This window comes from Shewanella sp. BC20, from assembly GCF_003129585.1.
GTDB lineage: Bacteria > Pseudomonadota > Gammaproteobacteria > Enterobacterales > Shewanellaceae > Shewanella > Shewanella seohaensis.
The window spans coordinates 38,394-54,733 of the sequence record NZ_NHRI01000013.1 but is presented as its reverse complement, the minus strand read 5'-3'; the positions used below and the strand labels follow the sequence as shown (position 1 = coordinate 54,733).

General features: G+C 49.7%; 18 protein-coding genes. 7 read left to right on the top strand and 11 right to left on the bottom strand.

The features are described from left to right. Window positions 1-131 precede the first annotated feature (131 nt). Complete coding sequence (locus tag CBX96_RS14050) at window positions 132-1,475, top strand: anaerobic C4-dicarboxylate transporter (RefSeq protein ID WP_011621099.1); 1,344 nt, start codon at window positions 132-134, stop codon at window positions 1,473-1,475. 78 nt (window positions 1,476-1,553) lie between these two features. Here the strand turns inward: CBX96_RS14050 and CBX96_RS14045 are convergent, their stop codons facing one another. Next, window positions 1,554-2,165, bottom strand: a complete 612-nt coding sequence (locus tag CBX96_RS14045; RefSeq protein WP_109287107.1) for a TetR/AcrR family transcriptional regulator — start codon at window positions 2,163-2,165, stop codon at window positions 1,554-1,556. A 153-nt stretch (window positions 2,166-2,318) separates the two neighbouring features. Between CBX96_RS14045 and CBX96_RS14040 the strand changes: the two genes are divergently transcribed. The 4 genes from CBX96_RS14040 (at window position 2,319) to CBX96_RS14025 (ending at window position 5,421) form a co-directional block, all read left to right on the top strand. After that, complete coding sequence (locus tag CBX96_RS14040) at window positions 2,319-3,389, top strand: MBL fold metallo-hydrolase (protein WP_109287106.1); 1,071 nt, start codon at window positions 2,319-2,321, stop codon at window positions 3,387-3,389. A 189-nt stretch (window positions 3,390-3,578) separates the two neighbouring features. Beyond that, the gene (locus CBX96_RS14035) at window positions 3,579-4,292 is read left to right on the top strand and encodes a CHAP domain-containing protein (protein WP_109287105.1); all 714 of its coding nucleotides are present in this window, start codon (window positions 3,579-3,581) and stop codon (window positions 4,290-4,292) included. 16 nt (window positions 4,293-4,308) lie between these two features. Beyond that, window positions 4,309-4,887 (top strand): hypothetical protein, encoded by a 579-nt coding sequence (locus CBX96_RS14030; RefSeq protein ID WP_109287104.1) that lies wholly within the window; start codon window positions 4,309-4,311, stop codon window positions 4,885-4,887. A gap of 21 nt (window positions 4,888-4,908) precedes the next feature. Further along, on the top strand, window positions 4,909-5,421 hold the full coding sequence (locus tag CBX96_RS14025) for a M23 family metallopeptidase (RefSeq protein ID WP_109287103.1): 513 nt from the start codon (window positions 4,909-4,911) through the stop codon (window positions 5,419-5,421). A 12-nt stretch (window positions 5,422-5,433) separates the two neighbouring features. On the opposite strand, the gene CBX96_RS14020 is transcribed toward CBX96_RS14025, so the two are convergent. Further along, window positions 5,434-5,625 carry a DUF2986 domain-containing protein gene (locus CBX96_RS14020; RefSeq protein ID WP_011627483.1) on the bottom strand — a complete coding sequence of 64 codons (192 nt, stop codon included), beginning with the start codon at window positions 5,623-5,625 and terminating at the stop codon, window positions 5,434-5,436. Window positions 5,626-5,929: 304 nt separating this feature from the next. Between CBX96_RS14020 and CBX96_RS14015 the strand changes: the two genes are divergently transcribed. Further along, entirely contained in the window at window positions 5,930-8,101 is a 2,172-nt protein-coding gene (locus CBX96_RS14015) for a TonB-dependent receptor (RefSeq protein ID WP_109287102.1), read from the top strand. A gap of 65 nt (window positions 8,102-8,166) precedes the next feature. On the opposite strand, the gene CBX96_RS14010 is transcribed toward CBX96_RS14015, so the two are convergent. Then, window positions 8,167-8,334: a YqaE/Pmp3 family membrane protein gene (locus tag CBX96_RS14010; RefSeq protein WP_011787651.1), complete on the bottom strand. Its 168-nt coding sequence runs from the start codon at window positions 8,332-8,334 to the stop codon at window positions 8,167-8,169. A gap of 157 nt (window positions 8,335-8,491) precedes the next feature. Here CBX96_RS14010 and CBX96_RS14005 point away from each other — a divergent pair, with 157 nt between their 5' ends. Continuing rightward, window positions 8,492-9,667 (top strand): GGDEF domain-containing protein, encoded by a 1,176-nt coding sequence (locus CBX96_RS14005; protein ID WP_109287101.1) that lies wholly within the window; start codon window positions 8,492-8,494, stop codon window positions 9,665-9,667. Here the strand turns inward: CBX96_RS14005 and CBX96_RS14000 are convergent. The 8 genes from CBX96_RS14000 to moaE all read right to left on the bottom strand — a co-directional run bounded on the left by CBX96_RS14000 (window position 9,664) and on the right by moaE (window position 16,340). Next, the gene (locus CBX96_RS14000) at window positions 9,664-10,350 is read right to left on the bottom strand and encodes a TIGR01621 family pseudouridine synthase (protein WP_109287100.1); all 687 of its coding nucleotides are present in this window, start codon (window positions 10,348-10,350) and stop codon (window positions 9,664-9,666) included. The two genes, CBX96_RS14005 and CBX96_RS14000, sit on opposite strands and share 4 nt — an antisense overlap. A 32-nt stretch (window positions 10,351-10,382) precedes the next feature. Further along, window positions 10,383-11,639 (bottom strand): HAMP domain-containing sensor histidine kinase, encoded by a 1,257-nt coding sequence (locus CBX96_RS13995; RefSeq protein WP_086903949.1) that lies wholly within the window; start codon window positions 11,637-11,639, stop codon window positions 10,383-10,385. A gap of 49 nt (window positions 11,640-11,688) precedes the next feature. After that, window positions 11,689-12,366: a response regulator transcription factor gene (locus tag CBX96_RS13990; RefSeq protein ID WP_011621087.1), complete on the bottom strand. Its 678-nt coding sequence runs from the start codon at window positions 12,364-12,366 to the stop codon at window positions 11,689-11,691. Window positions 12,367-12,412: 46 nt separating this feature from the next. Beyond that, window positions 12,413-12,934 carry a hypothetical protein gene (locus CBX96_RS13985; protein WP_086903948.1) on the bottom strand — a complete coding sequence of 174 codons (522 nt, stop codon included), beginning with the start codon at window positions 12,932-12,934 and terminating at the stop codon, window positions 12,413-12,415. Between the two features lie 325 nt (window positions 12,935-13,259). Then, entirely contained in the window at window positions 13,260-14,363 is a 1,104-nt protein-coding gene (locus CBX96_RS13980) for an ABC transporter ATP-binding protein (protein WP_109287099.1), read from the bottom strand. After that, window positions 14,344-15,024 (bottom strand): molybdate ABC transporter permease subunit, encoded by a 681-nt coding sequence (modB, locus tag CBX96_RS13975; RefSeq protein WP_011621084.1) that lies wholly within the window; start codon window positions 15,022-15,024, stop codon window positions 14,344-14,346. Before modB ends, CBX96_RS13980 begins: the two co-directional genes overlap by 20 nt. Before the next feature lie 8 nt (window positions 15,025-15,032). Next, window positions 15,033-15,836 (bottom strand): molybdate ABC transporter substrate-binding protein, encoded by an 804-nt coding sequence (gene modA, locus CBX96_RS13970; protein ID WP_109287098.1) that lies wholly within the window; start codon window positions 15,834-15,836, stop codon window positions 15,033-15,035. A 36-nt stretch (window positions 15,837-15,872) separates the two neighbouring features. Next, window positions 15,873-16,340, bottom strand: coding sequence for a molybdopterin synthase catalytic subunit MoaE (moaE, locus tag CBX96_RS13965; protein WP_109287097.1), 468 nt, complete (start codon window positions 16,338-16,340; stop codon window positions 15,873-15,875).

The following is a 16,340-nucleotide window of genomic DNA, read 5'->3' as shown; positions in this document are numbered from 1 at the left end:
AAATCCAATGCCACTTTTTATTTACACCTTGCGCCAGCGCAAGTTCTCAAATCCATTCCCCTCGCACAATAGCGCCAAATAAAGCTAGTCCTAATGCAAATCGCGCGGCAGGTTCCGCAGGGGTGAATCAAATGATTTTAATGGAATTTATTGTCGTACTCGGCTGTTTACTGCTCGGTACTCGCTATGGTGGTATGGGACTAGGGCTGATAAGTGGTATCGGCTTATTTTTACTGACGTTTGTGTTTGGTCTCGCCCCCGGACAACCGCCCGTACAGGTGATGCTCACCATTCTTGCGGTGATCGGCTGTGCCTCGGTGTTACAAACCGCAGGTGGTTTAAATGTGATGATGCAGTTTGCCGAGCGTTTACTGCGCCGCCATCCGCAATACATCACCATTCTGGCGCCACTCACCACTTGGACCTTAACCTTTTTATGCGGAACTGGCCATGTGGTTTACACCATGTTCCCGATCATCTCCGATATCGCCCTGAAGAAAAACATTCGTCCAGAACGCCCGATGGCGGTGGCATCAGTCGCCTCGCAAATGGCGATTTGCGCTTCTCCAGTGTCGGTCGCCGTGGTCTCTATGGTATCGATTTTGGCGGCGCAGCATGGTGTCGGCCATGCCTACAGCATGCTGGAAATTTTAATGGTGTCTGTACCAGCATCCCTTTGCGGTGTGTTAGTGGCGGCACTCTGGAGCCTGCGTCGTGGTAAAGATTTAGATAAGGACGAAGAGTTTCAGGCGCGAATTAAAGATCCCGAACAAAGGGCGTTTATCTACGACAAGAGCGAGACTCTGCTGGATCAAACCTTTCCGAAGGAAGCCTATTGGGCGACGGGGATTTTCTTCACCGCTATCGCCGCCGTGGTGTTACTTGGCTCCTTTAGCGAACTGCGGCCTGTGTTTGAGGTAAAAGGCAAGCTGGCGCCACTATCGATGAACTTAGTGATCCAGATGATGATGTTGATCGCTGGCGCTTTTATCTTAATGAGCTGCAAAGTCAAACCCACAGAAATTGCCAATGGCCCAGTGTTTAAGGCCGGCATGGTAGCGATTTTCTCAGTATTTGGCGTGGCTTGGATGAGTGATACTTACTTTATCAGCCATATGGATGTACTGAAGGAAAACCTCTCCCATGTAGTGCAAAACCAACCTTGGACCTATGCCTTAGTGCTGTTTTTAATCTCAAAACTGGTCAACAGCCAAGCGGCGGCGCTCACGGCTATCGCGCCCATGGGCTTAGCTTTAGGTGTCGATCCTAAGTTGTTGATTGCCTTTTTACCCGCGAGCTATGGTTACTTTGTGCTACCCACTTATCCAAGCGATTTGGCCTGTATCGGCTTCGACCGAACAGGGACCACCAAAATTGGTAAGTTCATCATTAACCACAGCTTTATTATTCCGGGATTGATCGGTGTGGGTACGGCGTCGACCGTCGGTTATCTGCTGGCGACCACCTTACTGTAAGCACGATTTGAAGTGATAAAACACATAAGGCCGATAACGTGAAAACGTTATCGGCCTTATGCTTGTAATAAGTGAAAGTTAAGCGCGATACATGGCAAGGAACATACGGATATTGGCATCAATGATCTCTTGCCGTTGCTCATCGTGATTTTTCAAATGGAACAATTTCGGCCAAAAGGCGAATGCCTTAAACATCCCCCAAAACTGGGTTGCCGCCAGTGGAATATTATCGATTTTTAATGCCTTATGAGCCACAGCTCCGGCAAGCCACGCCTCTAATCCACCTTCTTGCTTAGCTAATCGTTCCATGGCCTCGGTCGCTTGAACCGGTGAGCGAATAAATTCGGCCATCACTACCCTTGCCACTCGTAGGAAATCCGGTTGCTGATATAACTCCCAGCAGCGACGCGCAATCTGTTGCAATTGTGATTCGAGGCTCTGCTCAGGATTAAATGCCAAGGTGGCCGCTTCCTTAGTGCGCGCCCACAGGTCACCGGTTGTCGCCTCGAATAACACTTCTTTGCTGGGGAAATGATTGTAAACAGTGCGCTTGGAGACATTGGCACGCTGGGCAATTCTATCCATGCTGGCGCCGGCAAAACCATTGACCATAAATTCTTCCTGTGACGCGTCGAGGATCGCCAAACGCTTCATTTGGGAATGTGTCAGTTTTACTGCTTTTTCTGCCATTGTGGTATGCCATCAAAATATTTGCCGAGATTTTACACTATTGAGTTTACTTTTGCACAGCCCTGAGTAAACTACACTGTGTAGTTTACTTTTATCAAGTTTACGATGCGACTCAAAATCACCTTGGCCATACTGTTACTCGGGAGTGTTATTATGACCTTAGATCCCAACACCATTCAAACTGCCCCAACTCAGGATCAACGCTTTCGTAATGAAGCGCCAAACGCTCACAGTGGTGAAGGTAATTTACCTGCTATTTTATGGCGTTACGTCACTGAACGCATTCCCGATAAGAGTCCGAGCCAAGCGCTACCGATTCAGCCCATGCAACTGTCCGCCACGGCGGGGGCAACGCCTATGCTGTATAAAATCAGCCACTCGACTGTGCTGTTACAGCTAAACGGCCAGTATTGGTTAACCGATCCTGTGTTTTCAAAGCGCGCCTCACCCAGCCAATGGTTTGGTCCAAAACGTTTTCACGCTCTGCCCATTGAGCTCGAGAACATTCCGCCGCTCGCTGGGATTATCTTGTCCCACGATCATTATGATCACTTAGACAAGCAAAGCGTAGTGGCGCTCGCGGCGCGCACTCAGAAGTTTATTGTGCCACTGGGCGTCGATAAACATTTGATTGCTTGGGGGATACCGAAGGAAAAAATTGTCGCCCTCAACTGGTGGCAGGCAACCGAGCAGCAAAGTGTGCGCTTTACCGCCACCCCCGCACAACATTTTTCAGGCCGAGGACTGAAAGACAGAAATCAAACCCTGTGGGCCTCTTGGGCTATTCAATCCCCTGAGTTAAATATCTTTTTCAGTGGCGACTCAGGCTATTTTGATGGTTTTAAAAAGATTGGCGATAAACTTGGCCCCTTCGACCTCACCTTAGTCGAAACTGGCGCCTACGATGAGATGTGGGCCGATATCCATATGCAACCTGAGCAATCGCTGCGGGCGCATTTAGATCTTCAAGGTCAATACCTTATCCCAATCCACAACAGCAGTTTCGACTTAGCGCTGCACAGTTGGTACGAACCCTTAGAGCGAATTGCCGCGGCGGCGAAAGCCTATGCAGTCCCCCTGCTGACGCCTGAATTTGGTCAGGGGATTAACCTCAATGAGCTAGCCCACAGCCCAGCGCTCAATCAAGGGTGGTGGAAGTCATTCTTACCCAAAGACAGACCCGAGTTTGAAGTAGTTCCAGTCAAACTCGCCTCCAACAAATAGTCATAGAAGTTTCTCCTTAGCGGCGCTTAATCAGTGCGCCGCTAAGGTTCCTCCACTTCTTAAGTACTACGAAAGCATTAAGCTCCCGGCAAACAGTCAGTACGCCTAGACGTTTTTAGCGACATCAGCATACAATCCGACCTTGTATCCTGCTGAATCAATTTATCTTTTGAGAATGTCCTACTAAAGATGGTGAAAGGTTTTCGTTTATTGATACTCGCAGCGAGCCTAGTCTGCGGCCTTGGTTATCTCGGCTACCACGGGCTGACTCGTTATAACTTAAATACGGACTATCAAGTGGGTGATGTGCTCGACTCACTCAATGGCGTCGAGATTTATTATAACGGCGGCGTCAACACTAACGAGGGGCGCAACCTCTCCCTCGACGGCTATAACTTGGGCATCAAATACCAATGCGTAGAGTTCGTTAAACGTTACTTTTATCTGCGTTATCAGCACAAAATGCCCGACAGTTTCGGTCACGCTAAAGACTTCTTCAACGACCTGTTGCCCGATGCGAGCTGGAATGAAAAACGCGCCCTACGGCAATATACCAATGGCAGCCAAAGCAAACCTATGGCCGACGACTTACTGGTATTCGCGCCATGGATGTTTAATCCCTACGGCCATGTCGCGATTGTCGCCAGCGTCACAGAGACCAGTATCGAAATTGCCCAGCAGAACCCCGGTCCTTTTTCGCCCTCACGGGAGGTTTTTCCCTTAGTGCAACGTGAAGGTCTGTGGTATATCGATGCCCCTCGCACCAAGGGTTGGCTACGCTGGGAAGCTCCTGCGACCATGATTATCGCGGGAGAGGTTGAGGAGAGCGTTGGGGAGAGTGTTGAAGGAGGTACTGAGGGAAATACCCAAGCAAACCAACAAGCGACTCCACTTAAACGCTAAGATTAGGATGACAAAAATGGGACTACTCGACTGGCTAAAACGACACCTCGGCCCTAAGGCGAATATAGACTCACAGACTGCGGATCTCCGAGCGATTTTTAATGAGCCCTTACCTCACCTGCTTTTGCCCAGCCATCAAGTTTATCCGATCGTCACCGCCGCGATGCAGCCAGATCTCGCCGCCTATCAAATACATTGCTTGTTGAGTAACCAAGATAAACCGCGACTCGATGCCCTGCTCACCGAGATGGCATTCGCGCCTATTGCTGAAAAGGATGCAGCATTGAGTAAGCTGTTGCACCATGCCCAAGAACCAAGCCATGTTTTTCTACATCAATATGCTGATTTTGCAGGAGTCTGCGTGCTACTCATCAGCAATGATATCGCGCTGCTGCAACGACTAATCGGCTTTAAGGCCGCGCCACCAGCACCGTGGGAAAGCTTTCCTGATGTCGATCCTGATACACTCGGGAGTCTGCAGGGCAATATTGAGTTTTGGTGCGATAGGTTTTGGCGGCCTTACTGGCTATCACTCAGTGAGGCCGAGCGCAGTCAGTACCCCGCGAATTGGCATGAATTCAGTGAGTTCCACTAGCAGCGTTAAACGGAGGTCAAAATGAAGCTCAAATTTATCACGCTCGCCATGCTGCTTTTTATTCTTGCAGGGTGCCTAGTGCCAGAACAGCCCGTCATCCCAGTCAAAGGCGCCAGCAATAAGGATTGGAATAGCCAAACCTTTTGGTATGAACCCTGGGGCAGCTCAGGCACCCACAAAGGCATTGATATATTTGCCGCGGCCAATACGCCCGTAATCGCACCAACGCCGTTGTTACTTCTGTATAAAGGGGAGTTTTTTAAGGGTGGCAAGGTGGTGGTAGGACTTGGTCCCAAATGGCAAATCCACTATTTTGCCCACCTCGATAGCCTTAACGCATCGACAGGGTTATTTGCGGGACGCGAGGATGTGCTCGGTACTGTCGGCACAACGGGGAACGCCCAAGGCAAACCGCCCCATTTGCACTATTCCATTTTGAGCATGTTACCCAGACCTTGGTTAATCGACACTTCAACCCAAGGATATAAAAAGGCGTTTTACTTAAATCCAATCGACTATTTAGACCCTAAGTAAAAGGTTGGTCGGTTAAGCATTCCCGTTGGCTACGACTTCAGCGGGTTGTTCAACGGGTTGAGTCACCTCGGTTTCTGCCGCGATAGCCTGCGCCGCTCGCTCGGCTTTAGAAACGTATTTAGGCTTATTGCTGCTATGCAACTTGGCATTGGCTTTTTTCGCCTTCTGTTTAAGCGTTTGGTTAATCTTCTTTTTACGGTTCATATCGGCACCAAGGCGAGAAAAAGGCCGCCATTATATTCTTCCTTCGACTCGGCAACAAATCGGCGGTTCAGCCTACGTGCAAACCCTCAATCTAAATGCACCTATATTGATAACCGAGTCACAAGTTCAAGAAAGTGCCACTTTTTCCACGCATTTTATTTACAACTCGACTAGACAAGCCCAATTCACTTCCTTAAAATCGGTCGCAATAAAAATCGTTATCATTTGCAATGTTGTTTAACGGAATAGTCTGATGCCAAGGATATCGGTGTAGCAAATTCACTCGCCCTTAGCAGGAAGTTATATGACGTTCAAAACCTCGTTTGTTGCCCTCGCCGTATTTACCGCCCTCACCCAATCCGCAGTGGCTCAAGAAGCCCCTGATACGGGAACGAATAAGAATAAAGACATCGAAAAGATTACTGTCACCGCGAGCCGCATGGATAAATCGCCAAGCTCCATTCCCAATACAGTGACCATTATCGACCGCGTGCAACTCGAAGAGCAGTTCCGCACCACTAAAGATTTGTCGACGATTATCGGCAACTTAGCACCTAGCTTTTCACCCAGCCGCCAGAAGATGAGCAACACGGGCGAAACCCTGCGTGGCCGTCCGCCATTAATAATGATCGATGGCGTCCCCCAATCCAACCCACTGCGTAGTGGTGGTCGTTCGGGACAAACTATCGACCCTGCGATGATCGAGCGTATCGAAATTATCCACGGCGCCAATGCGATGCACGGCTTAGGCGCACAGGGCGGTATCATCAACTACATCACCAAAAAACCAACGGGTGATAACCAACACGTCGTCAGTTTCGATGTTAGTGTGCCCGACTCGCTCAAATCGAACGGTGTAAGTTTTGGTGCCAGCTATGCGTTTTCGGGCGAATCCGAGCTGATCGATATGTTGGGCTCGGTGAGCTATCGCAATAACGGCGTGTACTACGATGCAAACCACGATGTGATTGGGGTGGACACGACGCAAGGCGAGTCCATGGACAGCCAGAGCAAAGACTTCTTTATCAAACTCGGCCATAACTTTGCCGAGTCGCGCTTAGAGCTGATGGTTAACCATTACAACATGGAGAACAATGGCGATTGGATGCCGGTGAAAGGCGATATCACCACTGGCAAACCAACGGGCGCAATCGAAGAAAAACAACCTTGGGAAGCGGCCAACAACCAAGTCACAACGACTAGCCTCACCTACACTCACGAGAATATTGCCGGTCAACAACTGAGTATTCAGTTGTTTAATCAAGATTTTGAGGCCGTGTATGGCGGTGGCTGTAACAAGACTTTCTACGATCCTGCATTTGCCAATAACGACAACCTAGTACAATGCGAAGGCCCTAAAGGCGAGAGTTGGTACTATGAGCAATCGCGTAACTCTTCAGTCAAATGGGGATTAAAGACCTCGTTAATTGCCAAAAATATTGCCGATACGGGTATCAACGCCGCCTATGGTATCGACCTGTTCCGCGATACCACAGAGCAGGATTTAGTGCAGACGGGTCTGTCGTGGGTACCTGAAAGCACCTATGACAACTTCGCGCCTTACTTGCAGTTAGATTATGATTTAATTACCGATCTAACCCTATCTACCGGCGTACGCTACGAGCACGCTAAACTCAATGTCGATGACTATAAGACGCTCTACGGTGCAGGGAATAAAGAAATCGAAGGGGGCGAAGCGAGTTTCGACGAGACCCTATTCAACATAGGTGTCTCCTACAAGATCACTCCAGATATCCGCGTTTACACTAGCTATAACCAAGGCTTTGGCATGCCAGATATCGGCCGTATTCTGCGCGACGGTAACAGCTTCCCTGGAGCGAATCCAAGTATCAGCGACTCTCTATCCCTTGCACCGATTGTGACGGATAACGTGGAGTTTGGCGCCGATTACCAAGGTGAATTCTTGAGCGCTAAGATTGCTTACTACCGTTCGGCCACCGATTATGGCGCCCGTTTAGCCTTAAACAGCGACGGCTTCTACGACGTTAAACGTGAGAAGAGCGTCATTGACGGTATCGAAGCCAATATCACAGCCTACCTGACCAGCAACGACGATCTGGGCATGAATCTAGCGATTCAGCGCGGTGAATACGATTCGAATGATGACAACAAAACGGATACCGATCTCGATGGTGCCAACATTTCACCGAATCGTATCAACCTGTTCTGGACCCATAATTTCGATAACGAAATGTCGACGCGCGTACAGGCAAACTACTTTATGGACCGTGATTTCGAAGATGCCACAGGCGAGAAATATGCCGAGTTTAATGGCTACACCACTGTCGATGCGTCATTCTCTATGCCGCTCTACACTGGCACCTTAACCTTAGGCGTACAAAACCTGTTTAATAAGGATTATTTCAACTACTACTCACAAACTATGGGTACTAATGATCGTTATTTCAAAGGCATGGGTCGCACAGCAACACTCGGTTATACAGTGGCTTTCTAGTTAGCACACCCAATTTACCGTATAAAAAAGAGCAACCTAGGTTGCGCTTTTTTATTGGGGATTCACTAATCTTTCGTCACCACCCAGAGTGCATGCAACAAACCGGGGAACCAGAAAAATAAACACAACACTATGTTGATTAATAAGTCCTTGCCTGCACCCGCCTTTAAAAATACCGCGACTGGAGGTAATAGAATCGCAATGATGACTAAGAGTAATTTGTTTGTATCCATAGCAGGCTGTCCTTAATTGACCATATCTTTAACTAACTTCGCAGTTAGTGTGCAGGTTTGCAACTTTTTCATCGTTCACAGTTTTGTTTGAGTGGTATATACGTCCGCATAAACTGAAAAAGCCATCTATAGTTAAAGGAAAAAATGAACCCTAACCATGGATCCTCAAGCCCTTTTACTGATTAAGTTTATCTGCCTGCTCACGGGCACCGCCGCTATTGCTTGGGGATTAATCGCTCAACCGTTAAAAATCGCCACCTTAGCCAGCATGCGGTTTTCCCTCGCCAACCTTTTTGTGCTGTTTGGCATCATACTCAATACCCAACGGACAGAATCAAACAGTTATCTCTATTGGTTTTGCTCGGATATCATCATCTTGTTGGGATTTATCATGCTGCGTTGGGGGACCCAGTATCTCTTTCGCTTGAAGCACAGCACTCAGTTCGATCTAACCATTCTTACTATCACCGCAGTCTTGATGTTAACGGTTCCCCCGAGCTCTCACTCAGAACCAGTACTGGCCATGCTGTTTTCTGCCAATGCCGCCCTTACCTTTGTGATGCTGACTCGAGATAATTTTATTGCCATCAAGCCAGATGCTGGCAACAAAGTCGCCACGGCAATGGTGCTGCCATTAATCGCCATGGTCATTATCTTCACTCTTCGCTTCTTAATCGCCCTGCTTTCATCGAACGAAAACCATGTCTTTATCGCCATCTATCGCGAGGAGGCAACGCCCGTGCTGTGGTTTTATGTTGTCCTCGCCCTTATCATCAACATAGTGATGATTGGCAATGCGATAACACGCCTTGTCAGCAAAATCAGAGTGTTAGCCGAGCGAGACCAACTGACTGGGCTATGGAATCGGCGGGCGATGCAAAAGCGGCTTACGGTTATCCATCAACGCTGGCAAAAAAATGCTGAGCCCTACAGCCTGATACTGCTCGATCTCGATCATTTCAAACAAATCAACGATCAATATGGCCACGCCGTAGGCGATCTCGCCCTACTCACGGCTGCAAGACTATTTAGCACTGTATTGAGGGAAGATGACGTCCTATGCCGCCAAGGTGGAGAGGAATTTCTGGTATTACTGCCCGCCACCAGCGCGTCCGCCGCCAGAACCGTCGCAGATAAGTTACATAGGGTGTTGAGGGAAAATCCGCTGCAATGCCAAGGGCAGGAGATCCAACTCTATGCCAGCATTGGTTACGCCACCATTTACCGAGGCTGTGAGCTAGACAAACTCTTAATCGAAGCCGACCATGCCATGTATCGTGCCAAATCAGAGGGGCGAGACAGGATCTGCCAAGCCCTAACACCACAGAGCTAACGCTCGGGCCAGTCTAATGACTCGGGGGCTTGCCACTGTTTAAGCGCCTCAGTCACGCCCTGCAAGGTAAATACCTCGCCCTGCTCGGGCATATCAAGATACGCATATTCTTGCCAGTGACCATCCTCATGTTGATAACGAAAATGCAGGCAATAGGCGTGCAGATAACAACGGTCGGCGACATCCGAGCCGTAGAGGGCATCGCCTAAAATTGGTACCCCAAGGCTTGCAAGCGCGACCCGTAACTGATGGGTTTTCCCCGAGTGGGGTTTGAGTAAATAAAGCCTAAGCCCTTCGCCAACACTGGTGGAAAAGAACTGGGTTATTGCGGGATTTTCTTTGGTTCGCAGCAACTTAAACATGCTGCGGCGGGATTTAGCCATATCGCCAATCACCCAGCCTTGCTTCTTCTTCGGCTTGCCTTTGGCGAGTGCAAGATAGTATTTCTGCACTTGATGGGCGCTAAAAAGCTCAGTCAACTGCCGCGCCGCCGCAGGATGTTTGGCTAACAGTAACAGCCCTGAGGTCGGCGTATCGAGCCGATGCACGGCAAAGAGTTTTATCCCTAAATCCTGCTCCAGCTGCGCAACGACACCCGCAGTGCCATCTTGGCTGTGAAAATGCACATTCGGCGATTTAGAAATAACAAGAAAATCAGCCTCATCGGCTATGATTCGGTACATGGGGTTCTCAACACTGTCACGCGGATATTGGCCTAAAACTGAATGGTCACCACTAGGCCTGGATGATTATCCGAAAGAGTAATTTGCGCATTGTGCCGCGACATGATCGCTTTGACCATAGATAATCCTAAACCTGTGCCCTGCAAATGGCGGCTTGGGTCGAGACGCACTAATCGCTCAAACACCCTTTCCTTGCTGTCATCGGGGATCCCCGGGCCGTTATCGCAAATCTTAATTTGGGCGCCAGATTGAATAATATCGATGCGAGCGCCTTGGCCTGAGTACTTCATCGCATTGTCGACCAAGTTATATAAGGCTTGGAACAACAAATACTTGTCACCATAAATCTTATGGTCTGATAGGAGCGATAGACTCAAGGTTTGCTCATTCGACTCGGCGACCGCATCGGCCATGTCCAACAAATCGGTACATAGCTGCGCCAAACTCAGCTCCTGCAGGTCTAAAGTTTGCTGACCTTCCTCGATGCGTGTCAGCGAGAGCATGGCATCGAAGGTCGCAAGGCAGTGGTCGAGCTCTTCGGTCAAAATCGCGCAACCTTCGCTGATTTCATCGGGGGATTTGGCCGCTAACTCCTCAAGACCGATGCGAATATGGGATAGGGGCGTACGCAAATCGTGGGCAATATTGTCAGTCACCCCGCGCACCGCCATCAGGTTATTCTCAAGAATATCCAGCACGTTATTAAACTGCAGCGCCAACATATCGAACTCGTCCTGACGCCAACTGAGTGGCAGACGCGTATCGTAATGCCCTCGCTCAATTTGCTCACTCAAGCGGTTGTACTGCACTAATCGGCGCAAAATCGCCTTAGAAAACAAATAGCCCAACGCTAAGGTTAACACTATGGTCAACATCACGGCCGTGGCCGCCGCACTGATAAATTTATCAATCAAGGTGGCTAAGTTATCGGTACGGGTGGCGATTAGCACTGGGCCATAGCGGGTCATCACTAGGCCGCCGGTAAGGATATGCAGCTTATCAGGGCCGCCAGTTAAAATCGGGAAATCCCGAGTTTGCGGCAGCATGGGCATGCCTTCGGGCATAAAGCTTAAGGCGCCAACCATGTCATAACTGTTGCGCCAGGCGATGAGCGCCGTCTGCGGATCGGCTGCACGGATTTGCGCCGCAAAACTACGACGGTCCACAGTAAGAGCAAGCTGCTGATAGCGTTGGGTTTCTGACTCGAGATACTGAGTCACTTGGTACTGCTGTTCGATAATCAGCTGCCGATAAAGGGCAAACAGCAAAGCGCCTATGATCACAGTCACTAAGGTCGAGAAGATAATAGTGATGCGCCAGGCGCTGCTTTGGTAAGGCTTAATGCCTTTGGCGTAAGCGATAACCCGCTCCCCTTACGGTTTCAATCAATTCACCGTGGCCCAACTCTTCAAACTTACGGCGTAACTTGGCGATATGCACGTCGATCACATTGGTACGGGGATCGAAGTGATAATCCCATACTGCTTCGAATAATAGCGTGCGACTAATTACCTGATTGGCGTGTTCCATCAGATACTTAAGCAGTTGGAATTCTTTGGGTTGCAGCATTAAATCGTGACCATCTAAAGTCACATTGCGGGTGAGCAGCTCCATTTTTAAGCCGCCGACCACTAAATCAGTGGTAATTGGGACGGATTGACCCCGTTGCATCAACTTTTCGGCACGCACGAGCAGCTCCGAAAAGGCAAAGGGCTTAGTCATATAATCATCGCCGCCCGCACGCAGGCCTTTCACTCTTTCATCCACATGGGCCAGCGCCGACAGGATAAGCACAGGGGTTTGGTTACCCGTGGCTCTGAGGGCGGCCAGCAGTTTCAAACCATCGAGTTGGGGCAACATGCGGTCGAGAATCAAAAGGTCGTACTGACCACTCGTGGCTTGCAACAGGCCTTGATGACCATCGCTGGCGGTCTCAATATTATGCCCCTGCTCAAGAAATCCTTTAACGATGTAGTCAATCGTTGTCGCATCATCTTCAACTAAAAGTATTTTCATCTGTATGCTGCGCTCCTCTGTCTTCACTTAGCGGTGATGCTCAGTGCTAATCCCACTTAAGTAAAGGTAGTTGCCGTAAATTTTCAATATCGAATGCCAATTTATACTTACCAGTATCATCCAGCAACTTTAGCTCTAAGTAACTGATACCTAAGTCATGATCTAACTTTGCGTCGGTCAAAAAGGCCTTATGATCCTTAGTCGCCATCGCAATAATGCCGGAGAAAGTTTGATGTTTAGTGCTGATAAGGCGCGCGGCTTCCACTTCACCGACATCGTCGGCAGTGACTTTACCCGCTTTTTGTTTCAATAACTTACCATCTCGCGCCCGATATTCGAAACGGGTAATCGCATTCGCCAGCGGATTAATCAACTCAAACTGGTAGACCAATTCGCCTTCCTGCATTTCCATTTCAAACTCGGCAATCACGCCAGGAAAATCCTTCTCAATTTGCTGCATCACACTTAACGGCGGCTGATACTCACCGCTCGAAAGCATCGAATACATGCTCTGGGCTGCGGTGGCAATCCCAGATACCAACATGAATCCTAGCAACCATAGTCTCATGGCTCCTCCATAAAAATCGGCTAAGTTTGTATCTTATGAGACAATCAGTTAGATGTCGATGGCGTGCCAAAACCCCATCGTTTTTATCCCTGTTTGCCCATGATGGCGCCTCGTTCATCACCCATGTGGATTGCTCAATCTGATTGATTCAGGCTCGGCAAGCACTGACGAATGTATTGAGTTTACCTAATACCTACTGAAACACCGATGGAAACAAGATTAAGCTTTGATCATCTAGGGATTTAACGGCAGCGCAGCTTCGCAAATCAAGCTGAGTTATTCGTTAATGGAGAATAGATTTCGCGAAATGAGGCAAAAAACTTGGTTACTCTAAAATATGAATTTGTTCAGATTTGAGCGCAACCGTGGTTTGCATCCCTTTGGTTAAGCCAAGTTTCTGCGCGAGATGGAGCGACACTTCCGTATTAAGTTGCAACTCAGTCCCAGTGGCATAACAGACCACGCGCACCGACTCGCCCATCACCAGCAAGGAGTCGATGGTGACATCTAACTTATTAAAACTGCGGCATAAACGTCCATTTGAGATGGCGTTAAATCTGATGCCTTGATTCGGGATCACCCAACGCACTTTACTGCCCACGCTGCGGTCTTTGCCAAAATCACTGGCGATCAGCTGCTCGCCAAATTTGAGCCAAGTAATGTCCTTAGTACGGTCTTGGAACACCACTTCGCCATCGAAAATATTTCTTAAGCCCATCTGCCGCGCAACCGCCTCGTTACGTGGACGCGATAACACCTCAAACGGCGCGCCCTGCTGCAACATCTGACCTTGGCTAATCAAGATCATCGAATCGGCCAGCAACAGCGCTTCATTTAAATCGTGGGTCACCATAATCACGGGGCAAAGCAGCTGCTCTTTTAGGCGAGCAAGTTCGAGGTATAAACGCTCGCGGGTTTCTCTGTCCACCGCCGAAAAGGGCTCATCGAGTAACAACACCGACGGTTCACGGGCAAGGGCGCGAGCAAGCGCAACCCGCTGGCGCTGGCCTCCAGAGAGGTGCATAGGCAGTCTATCGGGCAAACCATGCAAATTGACCCGTTCTAACCAGTCCTTCGCCCTCGCAATTCGCTCCGATTTGGGAATATGGTCAAGCCCTGCAACCACGTTCTCGAGCGCGGTAAGATTGGGAAATAGCCCAAAATGCTGTGGCATATAGCCGATATGGCGCTGCTGCGGCGTTAGCGCGGTGCGACTTTGATGATCGAACCATGGCGTCTCACCAAACACAATACTGCCCGCATCGGGATGATTCAGCCCCGCGATCATCCGCAGCAAGGTTGTCTTACCGCCCCCCGATGGCCCGACGACAGCCAGTACCTCACCCGCTTTACAGCTAAATTCGGCGCTCAGCTTAATATGCTTTTGGTTTTGGATCTGGCAATACAGATCAGCGATGATTTGCGCCACGCTGACCTCCTAAACGCCGCGATAAACTGGTGGTGAGCGCCAATGCGGTAATCGCAAATAACAACAGTACCAATGACATAGTGCCAGCTGCACCAAAATCGAAGGCCTGAACACTGTCGTAGATGGAAATCGAGATAGTCTTGGTCTCGCCGGCAATATTCCCGCCCATCATTAACACGACCCCAAACTCACCGAGTACATGGGAGAAACACAGCACTAAGGCGGTCAGCACCCCAGGCCACACCATAGGCAATTCAATTTTCAGCAGAATCTTAAGTTTGCTCATGCCGCAACAGGCTGCAGCATCGCGCACGTCGTGGGGAACCGCTTCAAAGGCGCGTTGTATCGGTTGCAACGCAAACGGAATATTCACCAGCACAGACGCCAGCACTAACCCCGAGAAATGAAACACTAACTGCTGCCCGGTTAGGCGCTCTAACCATTGCCCTAACCAGCTTTGACTCCCTAGCCCCACCAGCAAGTAATACCCAATCACAGTCGGCGGTAAGACTAAGGGCACCATGATTAAGGCCTCAACCCAAGACTTACCCACAAACTGACGATAGGCTAAGGCTCGCCCCGCCAGAATCGCCAGCGGGATCAACACCAATACCGTGATGCTACTGAGCTTGACCGATAACCAGAGTGCCTGCCAATCCATGTCTAGCCTTACCGAGCAGGTAGACCAAATCCGTATTGCAGGAATACGGCTCTGGCGGCATCAGATTGAAGATATTGATAAAAACGCTCTGCGGTTGCTCCCGCTTTTGGCATCAATGCCATGCGTTGATTGAGTGGACCATGCAATGCTTCGGGCAAGGCAATCGCCTGACCTAAGGCCTTAAACTGTGGCGCTAAGGCAAGGGATAACGGAATAATCCCGCCTTGGGTGGAGCCACTCACGGCAAATTGCGCCGCTTGGGAGGCATTTTCGCCCAAGATTAACTTAGTTTGTAGGCCGTCCCACAAACCTAATTTTTGTAGGAGTTCGCGGGCACGCTCCCCATACGGCGCATGATCAGGGTTGGCAATCGCAAAGCGCTCCAACTTGCCTGCGGCGAGCAAGTTTTTTACGCCGTTCAGCTCGGCATCTAAGGTTAAGGGAGACTTATTTGGGGCCACTAAGGCTAGGCGACCGACCGCGTATTGCACACCAGCATCGCGAGTAAAGCCAGCTTTTTGCAGCTCATGGATATAACGCTCATCGGCGCTGAGCAAGAGTTCAAACGGCGCACCATGTTGAATTTGCGCCACAAAATTACCCGATGAACCGTAGGATACTCGCACCTTAAGCCCGGTTTCGGCGCTGAAGTTTTTAACAATATCATCGAGGGCAAACTTGATATTGGCGGCGGCCGCAATCGCTGGCACAGTCTCGGCGCGGCTAATGGCAGGCATCAAGGCGACACAGCACGACAAGCCGAGAGCAAATACTAAACTCCAGATTTTGCCTAACCCTGTCACACTGTGCATAAACTCACCCTCACCTACTACTGACTCAGTCTTACGTTAGTCTTTGTGTTGCCACAATTGCGCCGCTTGCTCATCGGCGTCCTTGGCTTCGACCCAATTCTTGCCCTTGTCCCTGGCTTCTAATTTCCAGAAAGGGGCTTTAGTTTTCAAGAAGTCGATTAAGAATTCGCAGGCCGCAAAGGCCGCCTTGCGATGGGCACTGGTGACGCCGATAAACACAATTTGCTCACCCAGCGCCATAGTACCGACACGGTGGATAACCGTAACTTTATTGAGCGGCCAACGCTCACGCGCTTCGACCACGATTTGCTCGAGCACGCGCTCCGTCATACCGGGATAGTGTTCTAAGGTCAGGTCCGTCACCACTGAACCGTCGTTAAAGTCGCGCACCTTGCCCACAAAGGTGACAACGGCGCCATCGCTATTGTCTTGGGCTAATTGGTGGTACTCATCGGCCACATTAAAATCGACGGTTTGCACCCGCACATTTGGCAGTAAACGCAT

Bases quoted from the DNA above. Each gene is read 5' to 3' on its own strand.
- CBX96_RS14050 (WP_011621099.1), top strand. From the start codon at position 132: ATGATTTTAATGGAATTTATTGTCGTACTCGGCTGTTTACTGCTCGGT.
- CBX96_RS14045 (WP_109287107.1), bottom strand. From the start codon at position 2,165: ATGGCAGAAAAAGCAGTAAAACTGACACATTCCCAAATGAAGCGTTTG.
- CBX96_RS14040 (WP_109287106.1), top strand. From the start codon at position 2,319: ATGACCTTAGATCCCAACACCATTCAAACTGCCCCAACTCAGGATCAA.
- CBX96_RS14035 (WP_109287105.1), top strand. From the start codon at position 3,579: ATGGTGAAAGGTTTTCGTTTATTGATACTCGCAGCGAGCCTAGTCTGC.
- CBX96_RS14030 (WP_109287104.1), top strand. From the start codon at position 4,309: ATGGGACTACTCGACTGGCTAAAACGACACCTCGGCCCTAAGGCGAAT.
- CBX96_RS14025 (WP_109287103.1), top strand. From the start codon at position 4,909: ATGAAGCTCAAATTTATCACGCTCGCCATGCTGCTTTTTATTCTTGCA.
- CBX96_RS14020 (WP_011627483.1), bottom strand. From the start codon at position 5,625: ATGAACCGTAAAAAGAAGATTAACCAAACGCTTAAACAGAAGGCGAAA.
- CBX96_RS14015 (WP_109287102.1), top strand. From the start codon at position 5,930: ATGACGTTCAAAACCTCGTTTGTTGCCCTCGCCGTATTTACCGCCCTC.
- CBX96_RS14010 (WP_011787651.1), bottom strand. From the start codon at position 8,334: ATGGATACAAACAAATTACTCTTAGTCATCATTGCGATTCTATTACCT.
- CBX96_RS14005 (WP_109287101.1), top strand. From the start codon at position 8,492: ATGGATCCTCAAGCCCTTTTACTGATTAAGTTTATCTGCCTGCTCACG.
- CBX96_RS14000 (WP_109287100.1), bottom strand. From the start codon at position 10,350: ATGTACCGAATCATAGCCGATGAGGCTGATTTTCTTGTTATTTCTAAA.
- CBX96_RS13990 (WP_011621087.1), bottom strand. From the start codon at position 12,366: ATGAAAATACTTTTAGTTGAAGATGATGCGACAACGATTGACTACATC.
- CBX96_RS13985 (WP_086903948.1), bottom strand. From the start codon at position 12,934: ATGAGACTATGGTTGCTAGGATTCATGTTGGTATCTGGGATTGCCACC.
- modB (WP_011621084.1), bottom strand. From the start codon at position 15,024: ATGGATTGGCAGGCACTCTGGTTATCGGTCAAGCTCAGTAGCATCACG.
- modA (WP_109287098.1), bottom strand. From the start codon at position 15,836: ATGCACAGTGTGACAGGGTTAGGCAAAATCTGGAGTTTAGTATTTGCT.
- moaE (WP_109287097.1), bottom strand. From the start codon at position 16,340: ATGCGTTTACTGCCAAATGTGCGGGTGCAAACCGTCGATTTTAATGTG.